Raw genomic sequence first — 23,530 nt, 5'->3', positions numbered from 1 at the left:
TCCCGGGGGCCGTTCTGTCGTTGCTCGCCGTCGCTTCCCTCAGCTCGCGGCGACCGCACCGCGGCCGGAGGCCTTGCCCAGCGACATGGGCCAGTGCGCCAGCGCCGCGGTGGCGCCGTACCAGGCCAGCAGCCCGGAGACCGCGGCCACCCAGCCCGCGGCCTTGCCCAGCCCGTCGCTCTCGGCGAAGGCGCCTATCGCGAGGAGCACCAGGGAGAGGGTGAACAGCGCGTACACGCCCTGCCCGAACAGTCCGCCCGACGCGCCCGCGGTGAGGGTCAGCGCGAGCATCGCGAAGAGGACGAGGAACATTCCGGCAGCGTCTGCCGAAACCTTTCCGTCGGCGCCGGCGGCCCAGGTGAACCAGAAGGCACCGAGGCCCGCGAACGCCGTGCCGTTGAAGCCGTTGCCGCCGCGGAACTCAAGGATTCCGAGGACGAACAGGGCGAGACCGCCGACGTAGGTCGCGATCGACACGGAGTTGGCAGCGGTCACGCCGTCGATGATCCCGGTGTGGCCGATACCGAACGCGAGAAGGGTGAGACCCAGGGCGATGTTCCCGAGGGTCGAAGTCGAGGCCGTGCTTCCCGCAGAGACACCATTGTCCACGGCGGGCTCCCTTCGATCTGCAGTTGTTTGCTGCGTCCCAGCAGCATTTATCTACCCTTTACAAAGGGGTTCACAACCGCACAACCGAAGTACAGCGGGTTACGGAATGACAACAACGGGTCGCTGCGCCCGCTTGGCGAGCCGGCCCGCCACCGAGCCGAAGATCCGGCCGACGATCCCGTGCGTGGAGCCGACCACGATGGCGTCGGCCGAGTACTCCCGGCCGACCTCCTCCAGCTCGTGGCAGATGTCACCGCCCCGCTCGACCAGGATCCACGGCACCTCCGCGAGGTAGTCCGCGCAGGCCAGCTCCAGCCCCAGGACCTCGGTGCGGTGATCCGGCACGTCGACGAAGACGGGCGGCTCGCAGCCGGCCCACATCGTGGTGGGGAGCCGGTTCGCGACATGGACGATGATCAGACCGGAGCCGGAGCGGCGGGCCATCCCGATCGCGTAGGCGAGGGCTCTCTCACTGGACGTGGAGCCGTCGAATCCCACCACTACGCCGTGCCGGAAGGCCGGGTCGCAGGGATGGCGTGGCTGTTCCACCGCGCGCAGGTCGGCCGATTCAGGATCGGCGAGGCGTTTGCGCTTGCGGTCCGCGGGTTCGGAGAATTCGTGACCGGCCATGGATGTCTCGGCGAAGGGGTCCTCGGAGGAAGGGACAGGGGTGGGGCGAAATCGGCGACTCAGGGTGACGGTGCTCTGTCCGGGAAGCATCTTCCCAAGCTCGTACCCACCAGGGTACGGCGACACTCCTGTCCTGCACAGGGCTTGCCGCCTCTGGAGAGCGTCCCAGGGAGCATGACGGAGCGCGGCCCCGTTGGCAATGGCCGCTGCCCCCTACAGCCAGTGACGAGCCACCCGCCCGCCGGGTATGCGCCACCCGTGCGCGCAGTGACCGAGCCCCGCCGCCCGGCGTTGGACACGAGTCCGACCGTCCAGGAAGAGCCCGCAGGGAGCACGCCGTGCCCGGCCATCCGGTTCACCCCGTCCAGCCCGCTCAGCCGACGCAGTCCGTCCACACGCCGCCGCCTCCCCTTCACTCGTCCGTGCACTCCGCCGGGCGCCCCCACGACGACCCTGCGGGTGACGTGGTGCGCTGGGCCGCCTTCAGCTGTCTGCTCGTTCCCGTCGTCCTGGTCGTCTACGGGACGTCCTTCGGCGGTGCGGCGGTGGCGACCCTGGGGCTGGCGGCCGTCACGGCGGCCTGCCGGGTGCTGCTGCGCCACTCGGAGAAGGTGGAGCGGGCCGCCGCCCGGGTGCTGGCGGAGGACCGGCTTCCGACCGCTCACCGGGGCCGGCACTCGCGCGGCGGGGCCGGAACCCACCGCGGTTGCCACGGTTCCGGCGCGATGTCCCCCCACGACTGACCGGTTCGCACACCCACACCCGCATGTTTTCAGCCAACTTCCCGGCAGGGTGGCCCCCTTGCCGGAATGTCCACCCAACCCCCCTACCACCAGCGACGACAGAGGCCGAGGGGCTCCGTGACCCTATGGGTACTGGCCATGACCAACCTGCGCGCTTCCCACCCAGGTAGCGGAGTGGAACGCTTCCTGATCGAATGCTTTTCGCCAAGTTGCCAAGTCGACATAGCGCTGCGTGCTGAACTTGTCACGCCGACACCACGGGACGCAGTAGATTCGATCATGTATTTACGGCGGGGGATCCACGTGCAAGGCCGAGGGGAAACGTGCAGGTGCGACCAGACCAAGGAGTCGCGACACCCAAGGGGGGCTTAGCCATGAGCCAGGATTCCACCGCCGTCGTCGCGGACGCCGGCCGGAAGCTCGCGGGGCGTCGCCGCCGGGAGATCGTCGCGGTGCTGCTGTTCAGCGGCGGACCGATCTTCGAGAGCTCCATTCCACTTTCCGTGTTCGGCATTGACCGGCAGGACGCGGGAGTTCCACGCTATCGACTGCTCGTGTGCGCCGGGGAGGACGGTCCGCTGCGGACCACCGGCGGACTCGAACTGACCGCGCCGTACGGGTTGGAGGCGATCGCCCGGGCAGGCACGGTCGTCGTGCCCGCATGGCGTTCCATCACTTCACCGCCGCCGCCGGAGGCGCTCGACGCACTGCGTCTGGCGCACGAGGAGGGTGCCCGGATCGTCGGACTGTGCACGGGAGCCTTCGTGCTCGCCGCCGCCGGTCTGCTGGACGGCCGGCCCGCGACGACGCACTGGATGTACGCGCCGACGCTGGCCAAGCGCTACCCGTCCGTCCATGTCGATCCGCGCGAGCTGTTCGTCGACGACGGCGATGTGCTGACGTCCGCGGGCACCGCGGCCGGAATCGACCTGTGCCTGCACATCGTGCGCACGGACCACGGCAGCGAGGCGGCCGGGGCTCTGGCCCGTCGGCTCGTCGTCCCGCCGCGCCGCACGGGCGGCCAGGAGCGCTACCTCGACCGGTCGCTGCCGGAGGAGATCGGCGCCGACCCGCTGGCCGAGGTCGTCGCCTGGGCACTTGAACACCTCCACGAGCAGTTCGACGTGGAGACGCTGGCGGCGCGCGCCTACATGAGCAGGCGCACCTTCGACCGGCGGTTCCGCTCGCTCACCGGCAGCGCGCCGCTCCAGTGGCTGATCACCCAGCGGGTGCTCCAGGCACAGCGGCTGCTGGAGACCTCCGACTACTCGGTCGACGAGGTCGCCGGGCGCTGCGGGTTCCGCTCGCCGGTCGCGCTGCGCGGGCACTTCCGGCGCCAGCTGGGCTCCTCCCCGGCCGCCTACCGCTCCGCCTACCGGGCTCGCCGCCCGCAGGCGGATGTGGCTCAGGTGTCCCAGATCCAGGAGAGCCCGGTTCCGCACCAGCGCACTCCGCAGCCCCAGCGGACGGCGGCGGCCCTGGCCGCGGCCGGCCCCTCGGTCACGGAGCTGTACGCCCCCGGCCGGGTCCTGCGCGAGCACGCGTAGCCCCAACGGGTACTGCCTGACGGAGGTCCCTCACATCGGTACGGCACCGATGTGAGGGACCTTCCGCATAAGGTGGGACACATGAACGATCGCATGGTGTGGATCGACTGCGAGATGACCGGGCTCTCGTTGACGGACGACGCACTTATCGAGGTGGCCGCACTGGTCACCGACTCGGAGCTCAACGTGCTCGGCGAAGGCGTGGACATTGTGATCCGCCCGCCGGACGCTGCCCTGGAGACCATGCCCGACGTGGTGCGCGAGATGCACACCGCCTCCGGCCTGCTCGATGAGCTGGCCGGCGGGACCACCCTCGCGGATGCCGAGGCCCAGGTCCTGGCGTACGTACGGGAACACGTCAAGGAGCCCCGCAAGGCCCCGCTCTGCGGAAACTCGGTCGGCACCGACCGCGGCTTCCTGCTGCGCGACATGGCCGCACTGGAGGGCTACCTGCACTACCGGATCGTGGACGTGTCCTCGGTCAAGGAGCTGGCGCGCCGCTGGTACCCCCGGGCGTACTTCAACAGTCCGCCGAAGAACGGCAACCACCGGGCGCTCGCGGACATCAAGGAGTCCATCGCCGAGCTGCGCTACTACCGGGAGGCCGTCTTCGTGCCGCAGCCCGGGCCCGACTCGGACACGGCGCGGACCATCGCCGCCAAGCACGTGGTCGCGGGCGAGTAGGACACACCGGAGACGGGTGCGGACAAAGGGGGGAGCGAGCACCCTCCCGGACCCTGTACCCTTTTCTTCGGCCGGTCGGTTTCTCCGACCGGACATGGTGGGTGTAGCTCAGTTGGTAGAGCACCTGGTTGTGGTCCAGGTGGCCGCGGGTTCAAGTCCCGTCACTCACCCTGCATGAAGGCCTCGGTGCGCGAAAGCGGACCGGGGCCTTTTGCATGGGCGGGCACGGCCCCCAGCCCCCCACGGCCCTCCCCCGCCACTATGCGGCGAACGCTTCGGCGTGGTCCTCGCACCAGGCGTCGAAGGAGCGGGCCGGGTGCCCGGTGAGCCGCTCGACCGCGTCGGTGAGCTCGACCGGCAGGCCGTCGCCGGCGGCCCAGTAGTCGAGCAGCGCCTCGGCGTACGGGCCGGGTATGTAGCCGTCGACCTCGGACTTCCACTGCTCTCGGGAGACGGTCTCGAAGGGTATGGGGCGGCCGAGGACGCCGCCGAGTATGGCCAGTTGCGTCTGGAACGTCAGCGACTGCGGTCCGGTCAGGGTGTACGCGCGGCCGGCGAGGGCCGGGTCCGTCAGGACCGCGAAGGCGGCCTCGGCGATGTCGCTCTCGTGGACCGGGTCGCCGTAGGAGCCCGGGTAGGGCAGGTGGACCGGGCGGCCGGATTTCAGTGACCAGGCCCAGCCGAGGGCGTTGCCCGCGAAGGCCCCGGGGCGCAGCAGCGTGGTGCGCAGCGGGGAGGCCAGCAGGACTTCCTCGACCGCGAGGTGGCCGGCGGCGAGCGGGCTGTCGCCGGCGTCGGGGGCGAGGACCGAGGAGGAGGACAGGAGCACGATGTGCTCGACGCCTGCGGCGACGGCCTCCTTGACGAAGGCCTCGATGCCGGAGGCCTCCGCGTAGAGGAAGACGGAGCGGACGCCGGCGAGGGCGCCGGGGAAGGTGGCTGGGTCGCCCAGGTCGCAGTGCACGGTGTCCGGGCGGTCCGGCTCGCGGGAGGCGAGGCGGTACGGGATGCCGTGGGCCGTGAGGAGGGAGGAGAGGCCGCGGGCGATGGCGCCGCGGCCGCCGGTGACGAGGATCTTCGACATGGCGTCTTCCTGTTCTAGACTGAATACGTGGCACAGATTCTTCGTGACACACTCTCTGCGTCACACAGTCAAATCTGAAGCATGGAGAAACCGATGTCAACCGATTCCCCTCGTTCGGGTGATCAGTGGAGCCGCGCCGAGCTGCTGGCGCGGATCGTCACCGAGAGCCAGCGGCACTACGCCGACTACTCGCTCTTCAGCCAGGCCATGGCCGACCACCTCGGCCTGCACCCCACCGACCTCCAGTGCGTGGGCCTCCTCGACCTGGAGCCCGGCCCCGTCAGCACCGGCGACATCGCCCGCCTGACCGGCCTGACCTCCGGTTCCGCCACCCGCCTCGTCGACCGCCTGGTCAAGGCCGGAGTCGTCGAGCGGCAGGCCGACCCGAACGACCGCAGGCGCTCCCTCGTCGCACTCTCCCCCGCCGCCCGCACGCGGATCGGCGCCGCCTGGGACACCCCCGGCCGGGCCTTCGGCGCCGTACTGGAGGGCTACTCCGACAGCGAGCTCGCCGTCATCGGCGACTACCTGCACCGCGCCGCCGAGGTCGGCCGGGCCCAGGCCAAGCGGCTGGCCTCCGGCGACCCGGACGCCGCCGGCGACCCCTCCGCGACCGCTCCCTGAGAAGGGGCTCCCGAACGCCCGGTTCCGCGTCTACGGTGCCGGGCAACGGGCAACGGTGCGCGCCGGAGAAACGGGTGGGTCGGCGCGCGGCTGGAGGTTGTCCACGCATGCCCACACCCACACCCACGGGCCTCCGCGCAGTGCTCGCACTCGGCGGACGCACTCTCCCCTTCCACGCGTTCCTCGCCCGGCTCCCCGCCGCGCTCTGCCCCATCGGAACGCTCCTGCTCATCAACGAGCGCGAGGGCATCGGCGACGCCGGAACCGTCGCCGCCGCGCTCTGGCTCGGCCAGGCACTCGGTGGCCCGGTCATCGGCCGGCTCGCCGACCGCCGCGGGCACCGCCCGGTGCTGCTCGCCGCCTGCGCGGCGAACGCGGCAGCCCTCGCCGCACTCGTCGCGGCCGTCCTGGGCGGGCTGTCGCTGCCCGTCCTGATGGCCCTGGCCGTCACCGCCGGGCTCACCGTCCCGCAGGTGGGCCCGCTCGCGCGGGCCCGCTGGGCGCGGCTGGCCGGGGACGACAAGGCGCTCGTCGGGTCCGCCCTGTCCTTCGACACCACCCTCGACGAGGTCGGGTTCGTGGTGGGGCCCGCGCTGGCCGGGATCCTCGCGGTGACCGTCCACCCCGCGTCGGCGCTCGTCCTCGCGGCCGGGCTGATCCTGGTGTCCGGGACGCTCTTCGCGCTGCATCCCACGGCGCCGGACCCGACCGTCGTCGCCACGGGCGCGCGGGGCGGCGTACCGCTGTGGTCGCGGGGGCTGGCCCTGCTCTTCGCGATGGCCGTACTCCAGGGGGCCGCCTGGAGCGGGGCCAACACCGGGGTCAACGCGCTCGCCGAGGCGGTCGGTGAGCCGGGCGCGGCCGGGCTGGTGTGGTCGGCGATGGCCGTGACCAGCTCGATCGCCGGCTTCGTGACGGTGGCCCGGCCGGGGTCGGCGGACCTGGGCGTGCGGCTGCGGTGGACCATCGCGGCCCAAGCGGCGCTGACCCTGCCCCTGCTGGCGGTGTCGGGGCTGTGGGGCGCGGCTCTCGCCGTCGCGGGGATCGGGCTGGCCGTGGCCCCGCACCTGATCGCGCTGTTCGGCCTGGTGGAACGGGCCGGTCCGGCGGAGCGGATGGGCGAGGCCATGACCGTGGTCGGCAGCGGGCTGATCGTCGGCCAGGCCCTGGCGGCGGCCGCCGCCGGGCCGTTGGCGGCCGCGTACGGCCATCGGGCCGCCTTCGCCGTCTCCTGCGCGGCCGCCGCCGGCTCCGCACTGTTGGCGCCGGCGGCCTCCAGGGCTGCGGCGGGTGCTGCTACGGCGACGAGGACATCGCCGCCAGTCCCTTCGCCAGGTCCTCTGCGTTCATGACCGGGCCGACTTCGAGCTCGGCGTTGAACTGCAGGAAGAGGTCCTCCATCAGCGCGGGCATGTGCGAACTGTCCTGGAGGTCGAAGACGATCCAACAGGAGCGCACGCCCTCGTGCAGCCCGAAGTAGGCCGCCTCCGGCTTGACCTTGTCCATCAGCTTCTTGATCGACTGGGGCAGGGCGCCGGACTTGATGCCCTCGTTGCTGGTGGCCGTGTCCAAGTGGGCCCTGAGCATGACTCTCATGCATGGCTCCTTCCGTCACGCCCACGTTCGGCGCGGGACGGGAGCGCGGCAACATTTGCGCCCCCGTCCGGGCGGACGGCCGACAGCCGACGGCCGACAGCAGCAGGAGCGTCAGGCGCCCTGGATGTGGAAGTTGAATTCGGTGTGGCCGAGGCTGCCCATCAGCCGCAGCCAGACGGGCAGGAGCATCTCCGTCCCGCGCGCCGTCTCGATGCCTCCGAGGTCGAGGACGCTCGCCTCCGGCCAGCCGAAGGAGTACAGCAGCTCGCGCACGGCCTTCTTGGCGTCCGCGTCCTCGCCCGACAGGAACACGTGGTGGTCGCCGGGGAGCCGGGCCGGATCCACCATGATCTGGCAGTTCATCGTGTTCAGCGTCTTGACGACCCGCAGCCCCGGGAAGCTCCGCTGGATCAGCTCGCCCAGGCTGTCGGTGTCCACCGGGTCCAGGGACGGCGGGAACCCGTTCGAGAAGTCCAGCGGGTTCGCGATGTCGATCAGGACCTTGCCGTCGAGGTGCTCCGCCTCGGCCTCCTCCAGGGCGGCGATGCTGACCCGCCCGCCGGTGGCGTTGACGAGCACCTCGCCCTGCCGTGCGGCCTCCGGGAAGGCGGCCAGGCCCACCCGCGGGTGCTCGGCCGCCCAGTCGGCGTACTCGGCGCGGGCGAGGGTGGCCTCGGGGTCGCGCGTGCCTATGAGCACCTCGTGGTCCAGGGACGCGAGCCGGGCGGCCACCGTCCGGCCGACGATCCCGGTGCCGAGGACTGCGTAGCGCATGATCAGTTCCGTTCCGTTCGAGAGGCAGGGAGAACAACCACCCCGTACGGTATGCCTCCCGCGCCCCGCGTCACTTGCGGTCCAGGATCCCGACGTCGTACGGGAGTTCGTAGCGCGTGGGGTCGTCGGGCAGGAACCAGCTGAAGCCCTCCTCGAAGAAGACGGCCACCACGTTCACCGCGATGACCAGTCCGAGGAACCACAGCGCGATCAGCCCCACCGTGCGGTACGGACCGGGGCCGCTCGCCGGAACGGCGCGGTCCGCCGTCGCGTGGGCGAAGGCCATGACGATGCCGACCGCGACGACCGAGGCCTGGAAGAGGATCCACGCCCACACGTACAGGTGCAGGCCGAGCACCTCGCTGCCGTACCCCTTGTCGCCCGGCAGGATGTGCAGCATCGTCTGGCGCCACGAGGCGAACGAGCCCGCGATCACGGCGACCAGGGCCAGGCCCCAGCCCATCATGTAGTCGCGGCCGGTCACGGAGCCGTGCGTCAGGGCCGTGCGGATGATGTGGGCCGCCCCCATCGCCGCGAGCAGCATGAACATCCGCTGCACGATGCAGAGCGGGCACGGGTACTCCCACAGCCCGAACTGGTAGAAGAGCCCGCCGCACACGACTCCCGTCCAGCCGATCGCGAAGAAGCACGCGAACCAGTACTGGACCCGCCCCAGCAGCCCGCCCTCCGGCTGCGCCTCCGGGAGGAGGCCCCGCATCGAGGCCACGTCAGTAGCTCAGGTTGAGGGCGAGACTGCTGGTGATGTGGTGCGCCATCAGCAGGATCACGGCGACGAGCATGACCCACCAGGCCCCGAGAACGACCATCCGGGAGGAGTCCCGGTACATCGCGATCAGCGTGGCGAGGAGGCCGCCGAAGATGAGGGTGTCCATGGCGCGGACCGTACCGAGACGAGGGCGCGCGTCCAGCCAGGCGCGCCCCCGATGACCACCCGTGTACGTCGGTTGCCGGTCAGCGGGGCCCGCCGGCGGGCCATCGGCGCACGTCCGGTCCGTGCGCGCGGCCCGCGCAGCCTGCGGGACGCTCAGTTGCCGCGCCGCTTGCGCCTGCTGCGCCGGGCGCCCCGGTCCCGCCCGTCGAGCGCGATCCACACCCGGACCTCGGTCCCGCCCAGTACCGACCGGCCCAGCCGGACGTCGCCGCCCGTGGACTCCGCGACCCGGCGCACGATGTCCAGGCCGAGTCCCGTGGAACCGGTGCGTCCGCCGTCGTTGCCGCGCCGCAGGGCCGCGTCCGGGTCGTCGATGCCGGGCCCCGCGTCCGAAACGAGGACGATGACGGCGTCCCCGGCGTCGTGCACGTCCACCGCGAAGGGGGTGCCCTCGGGGGTGTGCCGGAAGACGTTGCCCAGCATGGCGTCGAGGGCGGCCGCCAACTCCGGCCGGGCCACGGGGATCCGTACCGTACGGTCGACGCCCGCGAGCCGTACCTCGCGGCCCTCGTCCTCGGCCAGCGCCGACCAGAACGCCATCCGGTCGCGGATCACCTCCGAGGCGTCGCAGCCGGCTCCCCCGCCACCGCCCACGGCGGCGGGCGCGCGCTGTTCGCGGGCGGTACGGATGATCGTGTCGACCTCTCGTTCCAACTGCTCGACCGCCGCCCGGGTCTGCTCGGCAGCCGGGCCGTCCCCGAGCGAGGCCGTGTTGAGCCGCAGCACCGTCAGCGGCGTCCGAAGCCGGTGCGAGAGGTCGGCGGCCAGCTCCCGCTCATTGGCCAGGAGTTCCACCACCTGGTCCGCCATGGAGTTGAACGCGACGGCCGCGGAGCGCAGTTCCTTCGGCCCGTCCTCCGGGACCCGCGCCCCGAGCCGGCCCTCGCCCAGCTGGTGCGCGGCGTCCGCGAGCCGCTCCGCCGGGCGCACCAGGCGGGCGCCGAGCCGGTCCGCGACCGCCACGGAGCCCACGATCAGTGCGAGCCCGACGCCCGCGAGCACCACCCAGGCGGTCGCGACGCCATTGCTGACCTCGCTCTCCGGCACGTAGATCTCCACCACCGCGATGTCCCCGGACCCGAGCGCGGTCGGCTGGAGCAGCGCCGAGCCGCCGCCCGCCACGGAGGCCGTCGTGGCGCGCCCGATCCGCCGCGTCTCCGCCACCGCGTGCTCGCCGGCCCAGCCGGTGCCGATGTCGACGGGCGCGCTGTCGCCGATGGCGGGCACGTGCACCGCCATCCGCCGGGCGGCGCCCATCTGGGTGGTCTCCACCGCTTTGCGCAGCTGCGCCGGGTCGGTGGTGATCGACAGGGTCGGCCCGATGGTGGCGGCCTGCCGCTCGGCGTTGGAGATGGCCCGGTCGCTGGCCATCTCCTGGACGACCAGCCCGAGCGGTACGGCGAAGGCCACGACCACCATGGCCGTGACCGCGAGGCACACCTTGACCAGCGCCCATCTCACAGCGGCGGCTCCAGCTTGACCCCCACTCCCCGCAGGGTGTGCAGGTAGCGCGGGCTGGCGGCGGTCTCGCCGAGCTTGCGGCGCAGCCAGGACAGGTGGACGTCGATGGTCTGGTCGTCCCCGTACGACTGCTGCCAGACCTCGGCGAGCAGCTCGCGCCGGGCGACGACCACGCCGGGCCGCCCGGCGAGGAAGGCCAGCAGGTCGAACTCCCGGCGGGTGAGGTCCAGCACGGCCCCGTCCAGCTCGGCCTGGCGGCGCAGCGGGTCGATGGCGAGGCCGCCGACGCGCAGGACGCGGGAGGGCGGTTCGGCCCCGGCGGCGGAGCGGGCGCGGCGCAGGACGGCGGCCATCCGGGCGGACAGGTGTTCCACGGAGAACGGTTTCGTCAGGTAGTCGTCGGCGCCGTCGTTCAGCAGCCGCACGATCTCCGCCTCGTCGTCGCGCGCGGTCGCGATGATCACGGGTACGTCGGTGATGCCGCGCAGCATCTTCAGCGCCTCCGACCCGTCCAGGTCGGGCAGTCCGAGGTCGAGGATGACCACGTCGAAGCGGTGGTGCGCGACCTCGCGCAGCGCCTCCAGGGCCGTGCCGACGCTGCGCACGGTGTGCGAGGCCTCGGTGAGGTGCCGGATGAGGGCGGAACGTACGAACTGGTCGTCCTCGACCACGAGCACACTTGCCATGGCCCGCACCGTAGTCCATTCGGGCGACCCCGGGAGGGGTCGGGCCACCTCTGTGACGGGTGGTGCAGTATGTCCACTGATGCAGCGAGGACTTGTACATGCCATGGCTTGGACGCTGGCGACCGGGGCGGCGGTGACGCTGTCGTGGTGGGGCGTGCACACCGTCATGTCCGGTACGGCCTACGACCGGCCGCTCGCGGTGCCGCTGACCACGCAGCCCCTGTCCTCCTCGACGCACCGGGCGGATCCCTCGCCCTCGACCTCGTCCCCGGAGCCCTCCGGGACGCCGTCGTCCGCGTCGGCGGCCCCTTCGCAGTCCCCGGCGCCCTCCTCCGCCCAGCCCTCGTCGAAGCCGTCGGCCGACGCGAGCCCGGGCCGCCGGGGCGCAGGCGGTGAGTCGGGCAATGTGAAGTCCTACACCGTGGCGGGCGGCCTGGTCGTCTTCGACCTCGGCACCTCCTCGGCCGAGCTGGTCTCGGCGACCCCGGCGGCCGGCTGGCGGATGCAGGTCTGGAAGCAGGACGTCTGGATCCGGGTCACCTTCACCCGCGACGGACGCGAGGTGTCGGTCTTCTGCACCTGGCACGACCACCCGCCGGCCGTGGAGGTCTGGAACGGCTGACGCCGCGCCGGCTCAGCGGAAGACCGAGGGCGGGGGCTCCGGCGAGGCCTGTGCGGAGGCGTCCGAGACCGGGGCGGCGCCGCCGGCGAAGTCGGTGAGGGGGCGGCCGTGCTCCACCCGGCCGGGGTGGGGGTCGCTCGCCACGCGGCGGGTGAACTCCGCGAGGGGCAGCTCCTGGTCGGCGGCGACCATGACGGCGTTGCCGAAGCGTTTCCCCCGCCAGACGACGGGGTCGGCGGCCACGGCCAGGTACCCGAAGCGGGACGCGGCCGTCGCGATCTGGCCCCGGAGGTGGGCGAGCGGCGGACCGTCGGCGAGGTTGGCCACGTACCAGCCGGTGGGCGTGAGGACCCGGCGTACGTCGTCCAGGAACTCGGTGCTGGTCAGGTGGGCCGGGGTGCGGGCGCCGTCGAACACGTCCGCGATGACCAGGTCGGCCCAGCCGTCCGGGATCTTGGCGAGCCCGGCCCGGGCGTCGACCGCCCGGACGCGGACCCGCGCCTGCGGGTCCAGCGGCAGGTGTTCCCGTACGAAGGCCACGAGCCCGGCGTCGATCTCGACGATCTGCTGGGTGGAGCGCGGCCGGCCGGCCGCCGTGTAGCGGGCGAGGGTGAAGGCGCCGCCGCCCAGGTGCACCACGTTCAGGGGCTGCCGGGCGGGGGCGACGAGGTCGATCAGGTGGCCGATGCGCCGCTGGTACGCGAAGTCCAGGTACCCGGGGTCGTCCAGGTCCACATGGGACTGCGGGGCCCCGTCGATCAGCAGGGTCCAGGCACCCGCGCGCTCCCGGTCGGGCGCCAGCTCGGCCAGGCCGCCGTCCACCTGCCCCGAGACCGCCTCGGGGACGGTGCGCCCGCGCTGCTGCTTGCCTCTGCCCTTGCTCGCCACCTTCCCATTGTGCCTGGTCAGCGGGGGTTGTCAGCGAGGGTCGTCAGCGGCAGTTGTCGGCGGCCTCGATCAGTCGGGCGGCCTCGCCGAGCGCGGCGCGCAGCACCTCCGGGTCGGTGACCGGCCCGACGGCCTCCGGGGGCAGCAGCCAGGCGGCGGCGCCCGCGGAGGGCGAGCAGTCGCCGAAGCGCATCCCGCGCCCGTCGGTCTGCGTACAGGCGCTGCCGGGCAGGTCCCAGGCATCGGCGGTGCCGGGCGGGACGAGGAAGCCGAGGGTGTCGCCCGATCCGTCGTGCAGCACCGGGCCGACCCCGCCGGCCTGGCTGGCGGCCCGGCGGATGATGTCCACGGCCTCCAGTCCCTGGCGGGTGGGCACGGTCACCAGGTCCGGCTCCCCGTCGGGCGCGGTGTTCGTTCCGATGCTCTCCATGCCGCCCTCCACCAAGGGAACCCCTCCTCGATCCGCATACGAGCCGGGAGCGGGGAGCCACCTCCCACTCCGCATGGGTTCAACGCGCGGAAACGTCAACGGGTGCGGCGGCGAGACGCTGCAAAGGATGGCAGTTCATGGCGGATCGCGGGTGAGATATCCGTTTTGTAGCCAAACACGGCATGAACCCCCCGTCACTGGCGGTACGTTCATGCGCGCCGGACCTCAGCGACACCGCCCCGTCACACACCACGGACAGAGTCGGGTCGGAGAAGCCGGAGTCAGCGGGTCACAGTCACCGGCAGTGCGTTCCTTGCCAGAGATGTACCAGAGAGGCCACGTCCATGGCGGCGTTCCCCCACTCACCCAACTCCTCCTTCCGTCGGCTGCGCGGACAGCACTCCCCCGCCGAGTTCGCCGCCCTGGTTCGCCGGGCGGCCAAGGAGATCGGCGAAACGGTTTCCTGCGACGCCCGCTACATCGGCCGGGTCGAGTCCGGGGAGATCCGCTGCCCCAACTACGCCTACGAGCGGGTCTTCCTGCACATGTTCCCCGGCCGCACCCTGGCCGACCTCGGATTCCCCCCGCGCGAGAGCGTCCGCGGACGCTCGGCGCACCAGGGCGCCCCCTCCCCGTTCTCCCCCTTCACCCAACGCCCCGGCGTCCGTTGCGGTTCCGCTGCGGACTCCGGTTCCCGCCCCAAGGAGAGCGACGTGCTGCGTCGCGCGTTCATGGCGGGCGGCTCCGCGACCGTGGCGGCCGCGACGCTCGGCCTCACCCTGCTCGGCGACACCCGCCGGATGCCCTCCCGCGCCGGCGACTCCGAGGCCGCCGCGGTCGAGGACGCCGTACGCCAGATCCGGCTGCTGGACGACCGGCACGGGGCCGACGCGCTGTACCGGCGGGCCGCGGAACCCCTGCGCACCGCCTACGCGTTGCTCGACGCGGGGGCCACCCGGCAGTCCACCGAGGACCGGCTGCACGCCGGCGCGGGCGAGCTGGCCATCTCGGTGGGCTGGCTCGCGCACGACTCCGGCCGCTTCGAGGACGCGCGCTCGCACTACTCGGAAGCGCTGGCCACGGCCCGGGTCTCCGGCAACGCCGGCCTGGAGGCGCACGCCTTCAGCAACATGGCCTTCCTGGCCCGGGACTGCGGGCGTCCGCGCGAGTCGGTACGGGCGGCCCAGGCGGGCCGCCGCGCCGCGCGCTCGCTGGGCTCCCCGCGGCTGCTCTCCCTGCTGGCCCTGCGCGAGGCGGGCGGCTGGGCGGGGCTGGCCGACCGCAAGGCCTGCGAGGAGGCGCTGGCCCGGGCGCACACCGAGTTCTCCCGCGGGGCGACGGGCGCCGACCCGGAGTGGATGTCCTTCTTCGGGGAGGCCGAGCTGGAGTCCCTGGAGTCCCGGTGCTGGGCGGCGCTCGGGGAGCACGCCCGCGCGGCCCGGCACGCCCGCAGGGCCGCGGACCTCCAGGACCCGCACTTCGCCCGGAACGTGGCCTTCTACACCGCCGAGCTCGCCGACGACCTGGCCCGCGCCGGCGCCCCCGACGAAGGCGCCTGGGCGGGAGGCCGGGTGCTGGACCTGCTCGCCGAGGTCCAGTCCACCCGGATCCGGTCCATGCTGGCGGAGACGGCCCGGGCCCTGGTACCCCACCAGCGGTCCCCGCGCGTGGGCGCCTTCCTGACCCGCCACGCGGCCGTCTGACCCCGCCGACCCCCTAGCCGTCCAGGTGCCCCGTGTCGTTCCAGCGCTCCAGCGCGGGGGCCCCGTACGCCCAGCCCAGGACCGACAGCGAGGTCGGGTCCAGGCGGATGCGGGCGCCGAAGGAGGCGTCGAAGCCGAGCCAGCGCGCGGCCAGGGTGCGCAGGACGTGGCCGTGGGCGAAGATCAGGACGTCGCGTTCCGCCGAGCGGGCCCAGGTGACCACCTCGTCCGCGCGGGCGGAGATGTCGGCGACGGACTCGCCGCCCGGGACCCCGTCGCGCCAGATCAGCCAGCCGGGCCGGACCGCCTGGATCTCGGCCGGGGTCATGCCCTCGTAGTCGCCGTAGTCCCACTCCATGAGCGTGTCCCAGGGCTCGGCCTGCAGTCCGAAGCCGGCCAGGTCGCAGCTCTCGCTCGCGCGCACCAGGGGGCTGGTGCGGACCTCCAGGCCGCGCAGGCTCTTCCACGGGTCGCGGGCGAGGCGTTCGCCGAGCAGCTTCGCTCCCCTCCTGCCCTCCTCCAGCAGGGGCACGTCCGTGCGTCCGGTGTGCTTGCCGAGCTGGGACCACGCCGTCTGGCCGTGCCGGGCCAGGAGGATGCGGGGGGCCATATGAGTTTCTCCCGGTCCATAGGGTTTTCATGAGCTGGTGTGCATGAGCGGGTTTGTGCGGATTCGCACGCCTTTGCGGCGATTCTGTCGTCCACCCATCATCCACCACATGAACGCCGGGCAACCTCCCCCGCCTTACACACGTCTTACGTTGTATGACTAATCGGCAGCTGCCCCCTCGATGGTGGGCCGAACTGCTCCTCCTGGGACTCGTCTACGGCGCGTACTCGGGTGGCAGACTCCTCGCCCGGGGCGACACCGGACTCGCCGTCGAACACGGACTGGCGATCCTGCGCGCCGAGGAACTCCTGCGGATCGACTTCGAACGGCCCCTCAACCGGCTGTTCACCCACCACGGCTCGCTGGGCATACCCGCCGACTTCATGTACGCCTCGCTGCACTACCTGATCACCCCGGCCGTACTGGTCTGGCTCTACCGCCGCCGCCCGCGGCAGTACCGCGCGGCCCGCAGCTGGCTGATGGCCTCCACCCTCCTCGGGCTCGTCGGCTTCGCCCTGATGCCCACCTGCCCGCCCCGGCTGCTCGACCCCGCGTACGGGTTCGTCGACACCATGGCCCGCTTCAGCGACTACGGCTGGTGGGGCGCCGAGGCCAGCGCCCCGCGCGGGCTCGGCTCCTTCACCAACCAGTTCGCCGCCATGCCGAGCCTGCACGTCGGCTGGGCCCTGTGGTGCGGGATCGTGCTCTGGCGCCACGGACGCCACCCGCTGACGCGGGCCTTCGCCGTCGCCTACCCCACCGCCACCACCCTCGTGGTCATGGGCACGGCCAACCACTACTTCCTCGACGCCGCCGCCGGGGCCGCCGTGATGGGCATCGGCTACCTCGTCGCGACCGCGCTGTCTGCACGAGCAGGCGGTTTCCGCGGTAAGTCCACGATTGTCAGTGGCGGATGGGACACTTCCGCGGGTGAGCTCCTACCCGCCCAGCGGCCCGCAGCAGAGAACTCCGCAGACGACGCTCCGGCAGCGGCTCGCTGAGCTGCGCGGCCCCGCCGTGCCCCCGCGCCCGCTCGACGCCCGCGCGCTGGCGGCGCTCGCCGCCAACCCCGGCTGCGGCAGACGCGCCCTGCTCGACGGAGCGGGCGTGGACAAGACCGCCCTGGCCGCAGCCCTCGGCTCACCGGCCGCCTTCGGGCAGTCGCAGTTCGCCATCGTGCGCGGGAACTCCTTCGAGGCCAAGGTCAAGGGCGACGGCGGCGCCGAGCTGCTGCGCCTGGTGTACGAGCACCTCGGCGCCGGAGCCGAGCCGCCCGGGCCCGACGCCCGGGTCCCCGACCTCACCGCCGCCGGACCCGAGGGCCGCGCCGCCCGCACCGCGCTCGCGCTGCGCGAGGCCACCGCGGCCGGCGGCTGGACCCTGCTCGACCACCCGATGCTGGCCCTGGAGGTGGCGGGCACGCCCGCCTACCTGGAGCCGGACGCCGTCGTGGTGCACCCCGGCGGCCGCTGGACCGTCGTGGAGATCAAGTCCTTCCCGATGATCGACGGGGCCGCCGACGCCGCGAAGGTGGGCGCCGCCGCACGCCAGGCCGCCGTGTACGTGCTGGCCCTGGAGACGACCGCCGGGAAGCTGGCCGGCGCCGAGGTCGGGCACACGGCGCTGCTGGTCTGCCCCAAGGACTTCTCCAACGTGCCCACCGCCGCGCCCGTCGACGTCCGCCGGGAGCGCGCCGTGACCCGCCGCCAGCTGGAGCGCCTCGCCCTGGTCGAGGAGCTGGCCGCGGAGCTGCCCGAGGGGCTGAGCTTCGACCCGGCGCGGCCCGCCGCGGAGCTGACCGAGGCCGTGTCCGCCATCGCCGCCGCGTACGCCCCCGAGTGCCTGGCCGCCTGCGAGCTGGCCTTCCACTGCCGGGAGCGGTCCCGCGCCGCGGGGGATCCGGCCGCGCTGGGCCGTTCCGTACGGGGCGAGCTGGGCGGGCTGACCACCGTCGAGGCGGCCCTCGCCGCCGCGGCCGGCGGGCCGTGCTCCGCCGAGGGCCCCGCCGGGGATCCGACCGCGGCCGCGCTGCACCGGGCGGCCCGGCTGCGCGCCGAAGCCCTGGACCTGGCCGCCGCCCGGCCGCCGCACCACGCCCCGGAGGGCCCCGAATGCCCCTGCTGAGCACCCTGGCCCGGCTGGAGGCGGTCCGCGCGGGCCGAGCCCAGCCGCTCGCGACCGTACGGCACCGCCATCTGAGCGAGCGCCCGCTGGTCCTCGTACCGCTGACCACGGCCGGTGAGGCGGGGGCTCCGCTCGGCGCGATGCTGGGCACCGACCGGGACGAACCGCGGATCCTCGTCATACCGCAGCCCCGCGACCGGGACCTGCGCTGGGGGTTCCTGGCCGAACTGGCGGCGCAGGTCGTGCCGTACCTGGACTCGTACGCGGACGTCGTGGAGCCGGCCGAGCGGACCGAGACCGACCCGGAGAGCGGCAAGAAGGTCAAGGTCGAGGCCGAGCTGTGCGTGGACGCGCCGCAGATCATCGTGCCGAGCCGCGCGGGCATCGAGTACGTGCGCCTGCTCGGGCGGTCGATGCGGTTCCGGCGGACGGCCGAGGAGGATCCCGAGAACCCCTACCCGGCGCCCGCCCAGGTCCCGCTGCTGGGGCGATGGTTCACCCACCTCTCCGAGCGTTCCCGGGTGCCCGGCTCCTCCATGCTGCTGTCCGCCACTGAGCTGCTCGGGCGGCACTGGGCGACCGGCCAGAGCAACCTGGAGGACCAGCACCTCGGCGCGCTGCTGGGCTGGATCGACCCGCCCGAGGGCGCCTCGGGCGCCGAGTGGGCGCTGCGCGTGGAGCTCGCGCGGGACGGCAGCGGCCAGTTGCTCCACCCGCCGGCCGGTCCGGCCACCGACCCGGCCTTCGACAACAAGCTGCTGGCCCCGGCCATCGCCCGGTTCGACGCGGCCCGGGCGGCGGGCGGGACCCGCGACGGCGCCCAGGCGCGGCTCGCCGAACGGGCGGTCCACACCCTCGTCGCGGAGCAGATGCGCGACACCTGGCGGCAGACCTGGGAGGCGGTCGACCTGCTGCGCTCCCTGCCGCCCGGCGAGCGGACCGAGGAGCGCTGGACCCGCGACCGGTGGTCCTTCACCGGCCACCGGGACCGCGTCCGCGCGGGCGAACCGCCGCAGCCGCGCCGGGACGACGCGGTGACGGCGGCGCAGAAGCTGGCCACGCGCGAGACCGAGCAGGTACGCCTCGACGCGCAGGAGGCGCTGGACGATCCGCTCGTCATGGCGGGCCGGCGCCACGCGGGCGAGGCCTTCGCGGGCGAGGTCACCGAGGTGGTCATGGAGTGGACGGAGGCGAAGCGGCCGCGCCCGCGGCCGCTGGTGACGGTGGCCACCGAGGACCGGCCCCAACTGGCGGACGCAGGCGGCGGGAAGGTGTTCCGCTCGCTGGACGGGCGCCAGCAGGCCTTCGAGTTCGTCCGCCGCGAGGAGGACGGGCAGTTGGTGCTGCGCGTGCTCGACAAGATGGGCGCGGGCCGGGAGCCGGTCGAGGGCTCGGTGCCGGAGAAGGGCGACCGGGTCTGCTGGACGCTCTTCGAGCACGACGCGCGGGGCGGCCCGAAGCTGCCGGACCCGGAGCACACCCCGTGGACGCACGGCGGGCCCCCCGGGCACCTGAGCGCCGTACCCCTGCCCGACGCCGTGACCGACGAGGACCTGCTGTGACCGCCTTCGACCCCGGCGCGGCCGCCGCCGAGGCGACCGCCGCCATCCTGCGCGACACCCTGCACGGCACCGAGCGGGGCGTGGTCGTCGACTCCCCGCCCGGCGCGGGCAAGTCCACGCTCGTGGTCCGCGCCGCGCGCGAGCTGGCCGCGGCCGGACGCCGGCTGATGGTGGTGGCGCAGACCAACGCGCAGGTCGACGACCTGGTGCTGCGGCTCGCCGACAAGGACCCGGAGCTCAAGGTCGGCCGGCTGCACAGCAGCGACGGCGACGCGTACGACCCGGCCCTGCGCGAGCTGCCCTCGGTGGTGCTCTCCGCCAAGCCGGGGGACCTCGCCGAGCTGCCGATCACCATCTCCACGGCGGCGAAGTGGGCCTACGTCAAGGACGTCGAGCCCTGGGAGCACGCCATCGTCGACGAGGCGTACCAGATGCGCTCGGACGCGCTGCTGGCGGTGGCCGGGCTGTTCGACCGGGCGCTGTTCGTGGGCGACCCGGGGCAGCTGGACCCCTTCAGCGTGGTCGGCGCGGAGCAGTGGGCCGGGCTGTCCTACGACCCTTCGGCGTCGGCGGTGTCCACCCTGCTGGCGCACAACCCGCAGCTGCCGCAGCACCGGCTGCCGGTGTCGTGGCGGCTGCCGGCGACGGCCGCGCCGCTGGTCTCCCGCGCCTTCTATCCGTACACGCAGTTCCGCAGCGGTACGGACCACGGCGAGCGGAGCCTGAGGTTCGGGGTCGCGGGTGACGGCTCGGGCCCGGACCGGGTGCTGGACGAGGCCGCCGCGTCGGGGTGGGGGCTGTTGGAGCTCCCGGCGCGGCACACGCCCCGTACCGACCCGGAGGCGGTACGGGCGGTGGCCCTGGTGGTGCGCCGGGCCCTGGACCGCGGGGCGGTCTCCACCGACGAGCAGTCGCCGGGGCCGGTCCCGCTGACGGCCGACCGGATCGCCGTCGGCACCGCCCACCGCGACCAGGCCGCGGCGGTCCGCGCGGCGCTGGCGGCGCTGGGCGTCACGGGGGTCACGGTGGACACCGCGAACCGGCTCCAAGGCCGCGAGTACGACCTCACGGTGGTGCTGCACCCGCTGTCGGGCCGCCCGGACGCGACGGCCTTCCACCTGGAGACGGGCCGGCTGTGCGTGCTGGCCTCGCGGCACCGGCACGCCTGCGTGGTGGTGGCCCGGGCGGGCATCGCGGAGCTCCTGGACGACCACCCCTCGACCGAACCGGTCCAACTGGGCGTGACGGTGAAGTTCCCGGACGGCTGGGAGGCGAACCACTCGGTCCTCGCCCACCTCGCGGAGCACCGGGTCCCCTGGCAGCTCTAGGGCCTGTCCCGCGGCCCCACGTGCGCTCTTGCGCGGCATTGGACAATGGACGGTGGCCCACTCGGCCGTACGGATCCACCCGCACGGCACGCACGCAGAGCAAGCACAGCAGGCACAGCACGGCACGCACGCACAGCACGTACAGGAGGACACGCATGGCAGAGCCCGAGCGGACCGAGCGCAGGCTTCGGCCCGCACCGCTGCTCTTCGAGCCCGCCGAGGCCGTCACCGATCCGGAGCACTTCTTCGACCTGGAGTCGATCGAGGACCCGCGCGAGTTGCTGACCCGCGCGACCGAGCTGACGGTCGCCTTCCGGGCGGCCCAGGACCGGGCCGTGGAGTTCCAGGCCCTGGCCGCGGCCCAACTGGCGGACCCGCGCCGCTTCGACCGGCTCGCTCCGGCGGCCATCGCGGAACAGGCCCAGTGGACCGAGGACTACGCCCGCAAGATGATCGAGTTCGGTGAGTCGCTCCTGCGGGGCGGCGAAGCGGACGCCTCCTGACTGCGGCGTACGTCACACATGGCATATGCGAAGCGCAAGATACCCCAACACGCCCCGCGCCGTCCCGGTTTCCGGTAACTCCCGGAAACCGGAACGCTACGGCGGGTAGACCTTGGCATATGACGACCCTGACCGGCTGCCCCGCCCTCGACGTACGCACCGCCGCGCCCGCCGCCGCCCACGTCACCCCGACGGGCGCCGCCTGGCTCGCCTCCGCCTCGGCCCGCCCGGGCAGCACCCTCGCGGCCTGGCAGGCCCGGCCCACCGCGCCCGCGGTACTGCCCTGCGGGACCGCCTTCGACGTCGTCAACGTCCCGCTCGTCCTCGGCCGCCGGATGCTCGACCTGCTCTGGCACGAGGGCCCCGGCTCCGGGCCGGCCGCGGTGCACCGCGGCCGGATGCTCCTGTTCGCTTCCCCCGGCACCGCCCACCGGCTCCCGGCCCTGCTGGCCTGGGAGGAGTGGGGCACCCCCGTCCCCGCGCCGCTGTGCCACGGCCACGGCGACGCCGTCACCGTGCCCCCGCTGGCCGCGACTCCCGGGCCGTCGCGCTGGCTCGTGGCCCCCGACACGCGACTGCCCTGGCTGCCCGGGCCCGAGGCGCTGCTCTGGTCGCTGGTGCGCGCCGCCCGGGCTGCCGGAGCTGCGGATATCGATTTTTCGGATCGCCGATCCGGGTGCTAATGTCTACGACGTCAGGCAGGCGCCGCTAGCTCAGTTGGTTAGAGCAGCTGACTCTTAATCAGCGGGTCCGGGGTTCGAGTCCCTGGCGGCGCACAGACAGAGAAAGGCCCCCACGCGAGTGGGGGCCTTTCTTGTCTTCCCGCTCCTGTCTTCCCGCCGCCTCGCCGCTACGTCGTGACCTTCACCGTGTACGCGCCCGACTGGGTCCGGTCCGCCACCTCGATCGTGATCCGCTCGCCCGGCACCGTGAACCTCTCCCCGACCTCCAGCGGCGCGTCCGCCAGCGGCGGGTACACCGACCGCTCCCAGCAGGCCTCGGTGTCCGGATGCGCGTCCATCACCTCGATCGGCCCGCCGCCCGACACGGCCTCGTTGCGGACCCGGTAGACGAGCACGCCCTCCGTACAGGTCTCCCCGTCATTGCCGGTGGAGCCGCGCGCCTCGATGGCGATGGCGCTGCCGGAGCCCGTACGGATCACCGCCAGCCGGGTCCCGCCCGTACCGCCCTGCCGGGGGGCCTCGGCCAGCGGCTGGAGCGTGTGCAGGGAGGAGCCGGACCGCACGCAGGCCACCTGGGAGTCGTCCAGCCAGCCCAGCTTCCACTTGTGCCAGGCGAAGAGGTCCGGGGCCATGCCGAACTGGCTGCCCATGACGTCCCAGTCGCCGACGTAGGTGTCCCAGTCCCCCTTGCCGTCGGTCGGCCGATGGTAGAGGTCGGGCAGGTCGAAGACGTGCCCGGTCTCGTGCGCCAGGACGTTCCGGTCCGGCGGATGCTTCTCGAACACGGTGACGATCCGGCGCAGCTGCGCGCCGTCCGCGACGATCGGCCGCTCGAAGTTGACGACCTTGGTGGCGTCCGAGTCCACGCCGGGCGCGTCCGGGTCGGCGATGAAGTACACGACGTCGTACTGGTTGAAGTCCACCTGCGGGTCGGCGGCGGCGACCGCGTCGCGCAGGTAGGCCGCCCGGTTCCCTGGGGCCCAGTCGCGCTGTATCCCGTACGCGGTGGACGACTTGGGCATCTGGATCCACCGCTTCTGCGGGTGCGGGACCAGGCGGAACCGACCGTAGGAGGCCCGCTCGAAGAAGTCGCTGGTCGCCGGGAAGTAGTCGCCGGTCAGCTGCTGCGTGGTGAGCGTGGTCCGGTGGTCGGGGAAGGAGAGGAAGACCATGACCGCGTTGAGCGTGCGCTCGGGTTTGGGGTAGGCGGCGTTCCAGGTGTCCAGACCCAGGGAGTGGTGCGCCGAGGTGCGGGCCAGCTCGCAGGGGCCGGCCCCGGTGACGGCCACCGCGGGTCCCGCGACGAGCGACATGGCGGCCAGCGCCGTCAGGGAAGTGAGCGCCGCCGCAGTACTTCGCATGCGGGAGCGGTCCACTCCCCCGGGTGTCTGCTGTCGCGGCACATCGACCTCCGGTGGTGGATTCGTACCCTCTTCATCCACCTTGAGGCGATTGTCTTACTAACGCCCTGTTCCGCTGCCCCACAAGAGTGAGCACTACGGCAAGCCGGTGACGTCTCACCTCGGGCACATGCCTACGGAAAGTTACTACCGGTCACGTGAGATCAGCTGCTGCCATCGGTGCTCAGAGCCGCGCAGGATCGATCGCCCGGCGCCGGTCCGACGTTCCGTCAGCGCGGCGTCAGCCCAGGGAAGTGCCGTGCCCCACACGGCGACGCCGCTGGATA

Annotated in this window: 25 protein-coding genes, 2 tRNA genes and 1 pseudogene; 15 read left to right on the top strand and 13 right to left on the bottom strand. The window is 73.1% G+C overall.

Features of this window, described 5'->3' with window-relative positions; all coding sequences use genetic code 11:
* Positions 1-39: 39 nt before the first annotated feature.
* Together ACZ7GJ_RS22190 and ACZ7GJ_RS22185 are read right to left on the bottom strand one after the other, a co-directional pair.
* Positions 40-609: a GPR1/FUN34/YaaH family transporter gene (locus tag ACZ7GJ_RS22190; RefSeq protein ID WP_470754003.1), complete on the bottom strand. Its 570-nt coding sequence runs from the start codon at positions 607-609 to the stop codon at positions 40-42.
* Positions 610-708: 99 nt separating this feature from the next.
* On the bottom strand, positions 709-1,239 hold the full coding sequence (locus tag ACZ7GJ_RS22185; protein WP_365926674.1) for a universal stress protein: 531 nt from the start codon (positions 1,237-1,239) through the stop codon (positions 709-711).
* Positions 1,240-1,661: 422 nt separating this feature from the next.
* Here ACZ7GJ_RS22185 and ACZ7GJ_RS22180 point away from each other — a divergent pair, with 422 nt between their 5' ends.
* The 4 genes from ACZ7GJ_RS22180 to ACZ7GJ_RS22165 all read left to right on the top strand — a co-directional run bounded on the left by ACZ7GJ_RS22180 (position 1,662) and on the right by ACZ7GJ_RS22165 (position 4,383).
* On the top strand, positions 1,662-1,982 hold the full coding sequence (locus tag ACZ7GJ_RS22180; protein ID WP_365926709.1) for a hypothetical protein: 321 nt from the start codon (positions 1,662-1,664) through the stop codon (positions 1,980-1,982).
* A gap of 374 nt (positions 1,983-2,356) precedes the next feature.
* A complete protein-coding gene (locus ACZ7GJ_RS22175; RefSeq protein ID WP_470754001.1) occupies positions 2,357-3,529 on the top strand; it encodes a helix-turn-helix domain-containing protein in 1,173 nt (390 codons plus the stop codon).
* A gap of 81 nt (positions 3,530-3,610) precedes the next feature.
* On the top strand, positions 3,611-4,213 hold the full coding sequence (gene orn / locus ACZ7GJ_RS22170; RefSeq protein ID WP_266577198.1) for an oligoribonuclease: 603 nt from the start codon (positions 3,611-3,613) through the stop codon (positions 4,211-4,213).
* A 97-nt stretch (positions 4,214-4,310) separates the two neighbouring features.
* A tRNA-His gene (locus ACZ7GJ_RS22165) sits at positions 4,311-4,383 on the top strand.
* Between the two features lie 89 nt (positions 4,384-4,472).
* Here the strand turns inward: ACZ7GJ_RS22165 and ACZ7GJ_RS22160 are convergent.
* Positions 4,473-5,297 (bottom strand): NmrA family NAD(P)-binding protein, encoded by an 825-nt coding sequence (locus tag ACZ7GJ_RS22160; RefSeq protein WP_470753998.1) that lies wholly within the window; start codon positions 5,295-5,297, stop codon positions 4,473-4,475.
* A gap of 93 nt (positions 5,298-5,390) precedes the next feature.
* On the opposite strand from ACZ7GJ_RS22160, the gene ACZ7GJ_RS22155 reads away from it, so the two are divergent.
* Both ACZ7GJ_RS22155 and ACZ7GJ_RS22150 read left to right on the top strand, forming a co-directional pair.
* Entirely contained in the window at positions 5,391-5,921 is a 531-nt protein-coding gene (locus ACZ7GJ_RS22155) for a MarR family winged helix-turn-helix transcriptional regulator (RefSeq protein ID WP_470753995.1), read from the top strand.
* A gap of 107 nt (positions 5,922-6,028) precedes the next feature.
* On the top strand, positions 6,029-7,273 hold the full coding sequence (locus ACZ7GJ_RS22150) for an MFS transporter (RefSeq protein ID WP_470753993.1): 1,245 nt from the start codon (positions 6,029-6,031) through the stop codon (positions 7,271-7,273).
* Here ACZ7GJ_RS22150 and ACZ7GJ_RS22145 read toward each other — a convergent pair.
* From ACZ7GJ_RS22145 to ACZ7GJ_RS22120, 6 genes are all read right to left on the bottom strand, one after another.
* The gene (locus ACZ7GJ_RS22145; RefSeq protein WP_470753991.1) at positions 7,218-7,517 is read right to left on the bottom strand and encodes a hypothetical protein; all 300 of its coding nucleotides are present in this window, start codon (positions 7,515-7,517) and stop codon (positions 7,218-7,220) included. The two genes, ACZ7GJ_RS22150 and ACZ7GJ_RS22145, sit on opposite strands and share 56 nt — an antisense overlap.
* A 111-nt stretch (positions 7,518-7,628) precedes the next feature.
* Positions 7,629-8,291 (bottom strand): NADPH-dependent F420 reductase, encoded by a 663-nt coding sequence (locus ACZ7GJ_RS22140; RefSeq protein ID WP_470753990.1) that lies wholly within the window; start codon positions 8,289-8,291, stop codon positions 7,629-7,631.
* A gap of 70 nt (positions 8,292-8,361) precedes the next feature.
* Positions 8,362-9,009 (bottom strand): disulfide bond formation protein B, encoded by a 648-nt coding sequence (locus ACZ7GJ_RS22135; protein ID WP_470754085.1) that lies wholly within the window; start codon positions 9,007-9,009, stop codon positions 8,362-8,364.
* 10 nt (positions 9,010-9,019) lie between these two features.
* Entirely contained in the window at positions 9,020-9,184 is a 165-nt protein-coding gene (locus ACZ7GJ_RS22130) for a DUF5993 family protein (RefSeq protein ID WP_365926686.1), read from the bottom strand.
* 152 nt (positions 9,185-9,336) lie between these two features.
* Complete coding sequence (locus ACZ7GJ_RS22125) at positions 9,337-10,704, bottom strand: sensor histidine kinase (RefSeq protein WP_470753988.1); 1,368 nt, start codon at positions 10,702-10,704, stop codon at positions 9,337-9,339.
* A complete protein-coding gene (locus ACZ7GJ_RS22120) occupies positions 10,701-11,390 on the bottom strand; it encodes a response regulator transcription factor (protein WP_365926690.1) in 690 nt (229 codons plus the stop codon). The genes ACZ7GJ_RS22125 and ACZ7GJ_RS22120 overlap by 4 nt, the downstream gene beginning before the upstream one ends.
* A gap of 79 nt (positions 11,391-11,469) precedes the next feature.
* Between ACZ7GJ_RS22120 and ACZ7GJ_RS22115 the strand changes: the two genes are divergently transcribed.
* A complete protein-coding gene (locus tag ACZ7GJ_RS22115) occupies positions 11,470-12,012 on the top strand; it encodes a hypothetical protein (protein WP_470753986.1) in 543 nt (180 codons plus the stop codon).
* A gap of 12 nt (positions 12,013-12,024) precedes the next feature.
* Here the strand turns inward: ACZ7GJ_RS22115 and ACZ7GJ_RS22110 are convergent, their stop codons facing one another.
* Both ACZ7GJ_RS22110 and ACZ7GJ_RS22105 read right to left on the bottom strand, forming a co-directional pair.
* The gene (locus tag ACZ7GJ_RS22110) at positions 12,025-12,900 is read right to left on the bottom strand and encodes a spermidine synthase (RefSeq protein WP_470753985.1); all 876 of its coding nucleotides are present in this window, start codon (positions 12,898-12,900) and stop codon (positions 12,025-12,027) included.
* Between the two features lie 43 nt (positions 12,901-12,943).
* The gene (locus ACZ7GJ_RS22105; protein ID WP_365926696.1) at positions 12,944-13,330 is read right to left on the bottom strand and encodes a hypothetical protein; all 387 of its coding nucleotides are present in this window, start codon (positions 13,328-13,330) and stop codon (positions 12,944-12,946) included.
* 344 nt (positions 13,331-13,674) lie between these two features.
* Between ACZ7GJ_RS22105 and ACZ7GJ_RS22100 the strand changes: the two genes are divergently transcribed.
* Positions 13,675-15,033: a tetratricopeptide repeat protein gene (locus ACZ7GJ_RS22100; protein WP_470753983.1), complete on the top strand. Its 1,359-nt coding sequence runs from the start codon at positions 13,675-13,677 to the stop codon at positions 15,031-15,033.
* 13 nt (positions 15,034-15,046) lie between these two features.
* Here the strand turns inward: ACZ7GJ_RS22100 and ACZ7GJ_RS22095 are convergent, their stop codons facing one another.
* Positions 15,047-15,643, bottom strand: a complete 597-nt coding sequence (locus tag ACZ7GJ_RS22095; protein ID WP_470753981.1) for a histidine phosphatase family protein — start codon at positions 15,641-15,643, stop codon at positions 15,047-15,049.
* 155 nt (positions 15,644-15,798) lie between these two features.
* Here ACZ7GJ_RS22095 and ACZ7GJ_RS22090 point away from each other — a divergent pair, with 155 nt between their 5' ends.
* The 7 genes and pseudogenes from ACZ7GJ_RS22090 (at position 15,799) to ACZ7GJ_RS22060 (ending at position 21,936) form a co-directional block, all read left to right on the top strand.
* The gene (locus ACZ7GJ_RS22090) at positions 15,799-16,644 is read left to right on the top strand and encodes a phosphatase PAP2 family protein (protein ID WP_470753980.1); all 846 of its coding nucleotides are present in this window, start codon (positions 15,799-15,801) and stop codon (positions 16,642-16,644) included.
* On the top strand, positions 16,574-17,767 hold the full coding sequence (locus tag ACZ7GJ_RS22085) for a hypothetical protein (RefSeq protein WP_470753979.1): 1,194 nt from the start codon (positions 16,574-16,576) through the stop codon (positions 17,765-17,767). Before ACZ7GJ_RS22090 ends, ACZ7GJ_RS22085 begins: the two co-directional genes overlap by 71 nt.
* Positions 17,755-19,329, top strand: a complete 1,575-nt coding sequence (locus ACZ7GJ_RS22080; RefSeq protein WP_470753977.1) for a hypothetical protein — start codon at positions 17,755-17,757, stop codon at positions 19,327-19,329. The genes ACZ7GJ_RS22085 and ACZ7GJ_RS22080 overlap by 13 nt, the downstream gene beginning before the upstream one ends.
* Complete coding sequence (locus tag ACZ7GJ_RS22075) at positions 19,326-20,657, top strand: AAA domain-containing protein (protein WP_470753976.1); 1,332 nt, start codon at positions 19,326-19,328, stop codon at positions 20,655-20,657. Before ACZ7GJ_RS22080 ends, ACZ7GJ_RS22075 begins: the two co-directional genes overlap by 4 nt.
* Before the next feature lie 155 nt (positions 20,658-20,812).
* On the top strand, positions 20,813-21,160 hold the full coding sequence (locus tag ACZ7GJ_RS22070; protein WP_470753974.1) for a hypothetical protein: 348 nt from the start codon (positions 20,813-20,815) through the stop codon (positions 21,158-21,160).
* A gap of 119 nt (positions 21,161-21,279) precedes the next feature.
* A pseudogene (locus tag ACZ7GJ_RS22065) lies at positions 21,280-21,901 on the top strand (bifunctional DNA primase/polymerase).
* A tRNA-Lys gene (locus ACZ7GJ_RS22060) sits at positions 21,863-21,936 on the top strand. The pseudogene ACZ7GJ_RS22065 and the gene ACZ7GJ_RS22060 overlap by 39 nt, the downstream one beginning before the upstream one ends.
* 74 nt (positions 21,937-22,010) lie before the next feature.
* On the opposite strand, the gene ACZ7GJ_RS22055 is transcribed toward ACZ7GJ_RS22060, so the two are convergent.
* Positions 22,011-23,246: a M6 family metalloprotease domain-containing protein gene (locus ACZ7GJ_RS22055; RefSeq protein ID WP_470753973.1), complete on the bottom strand. Its 1,236-nt coding sequence runs from the start codon at positions 23,244-23,246 to the stop codon at positions 22,011-22,013.
* Between the last annotated feature and the right edge of the window lie 284 nt (positions 23,247-23,530).

Source organism: Streptomyces sp. NPDC037242 (assembly GCF_055604165.1).
This window is presented reverse-complemented; position numbering and strand designations above follow the sequence as displayed.

Excerpts from the sequence above, each read along its gene's own strand:
- ACZ7GJ_RS22185 (WP_365926674.1), bottom strand. The coding sequence starts at position 1,239 with ATGGCCGGTCACGAATTCTCCGAACCCGCGGACCGCAAGCGCAAACGC.
- ACZ7GJ_RS22175 (WP_470754001.1), top strand. The coding sequence starts at position 2,357 with ATGAGCCAGGATTCCACCGCCGTCGTCGCGGACGCCGGCCGGAAGCTC.
- orn (WP_266577198.1), top strand. The coding sequence starts at position 3,611 with ATGAACGATCGCATGGTGTGGATCGACTGCGAGATGACCGGGCTCTCG.
- ACZ7GJ_RS22160 (WP_470753998.1), bottom strand. The coding sequence starts at position 5,297 with ATGTCGAAGATCCTCGTCACCGGCGGCCGCGGCGCCATCGCCCGCGGC.
- ACZ7GJ_RS22155 (WP_470753995.1), top strand. The coding sequence starts at position 5,391 with ATGTCAACCGATTCCCCTCGTTCGGGTGATCAGTGGAGCCGCGCCGAG.
- ACZ7GJ_RS22150 (WP_470753993.1), top strand. The coding sequence starts at position 6,029 with ATGCCCACACCCACACCCACGGGCCTCCGCGCAGTGCTCGCACTCGGC.
- ACZ7GJ_RS22145 (WP_470753991.1), bottom strand. The coding sequence starts at position 7,517 with ATGAGAGTCATGCTCAGGGCCCACTTGGACACGGCCACCAGCAACGAG.
- ACZ7GJ_RS22140 (WP_470753990.1), bottom strand. The coding sequence starts at position 8,291 with ATGCGCTACGCAGTCCTCGGCACCGGGATCGTCGGCCGGACGGTGGCC.
- ACZ7GJ_RS22135 (WP_470754085.1), bottom strand. The coding sequence starts at position 9,009 with ATGCGGGGCCTCCTCCCGGAGGCGCAGCCGGAGGGCGGGCTGCTGGGG.
- ACZ7GJ_RS22130 (WP_365926686.1), bottom strand. The coding sequence starts at position 9,184 with ATGGACACCCTCATCTTCGGCGGCCTCCTCGCCACGCTGATCGCGATG.
- ACZ7GJ_RS22120 (WP_365926690.1), bottom strand. The coding sequence starts at position 11,390 with ATGGCAAGTGTGCTCGTGGTCGAGGACGACCAGTTCGTACGTTCCGCC.
- ACZ7GJ_RS22115 (WP_470753986.1), top strand. The coding sequence starts at position 11,470 with ATGCAGCGAGGACTTGTACATGCCATGGCTTGGACGCTGGCGACCGGG.
- ACZ7GJ_RS22105 (WP_365926696.1), bottom strand. The coding sequence starts at position 13,330 with ATGGAGAGCATCGGAACGAACACCGCGCCCGACGGGGAGCCGGACCTG.
- ACZ7GJ_RS22100 (WP_470753983.1), top strand. The coding sequence starts at position 13,675 with ATGGCGGCGTTCCCCCACTCACCCAACTCCTCCTTCCGTCGGCTGCGC.
- ACZ7GJ_RS22095 (WP_470753981.1), bottom strand. The coding sequence starts at position 15,643 with ATGGCCCCCCGCATCCTCCTGGCCCGGCACGGCCAGACGGCGTGGTCC.
- ACZ7GJ_RS22090 (WP_470753980.1), top strand. The coding sequence starts at position 15,799 with ATGACTAATCGGCAGCTGCCCCCTCGATGGTGGGCCGAACTGCTCCTC.
- ACZ7GJ_RS22080 (WP_470753977.1), top strand. The coding sequence starts at position 17,755 with ATGCCCCTGCTGAGCACCCTGGCCCGGCTGGAGGCGGTCCGCGCGGGC.
- ACZ7GJ_RS22070 (WP_470753974.1), top strand. The coding sequence starts at position 20,813 with ATGGCAGAGCCCGAGCGGACCGAGCGCAGGCTTCGGCCCGCACCGCTG.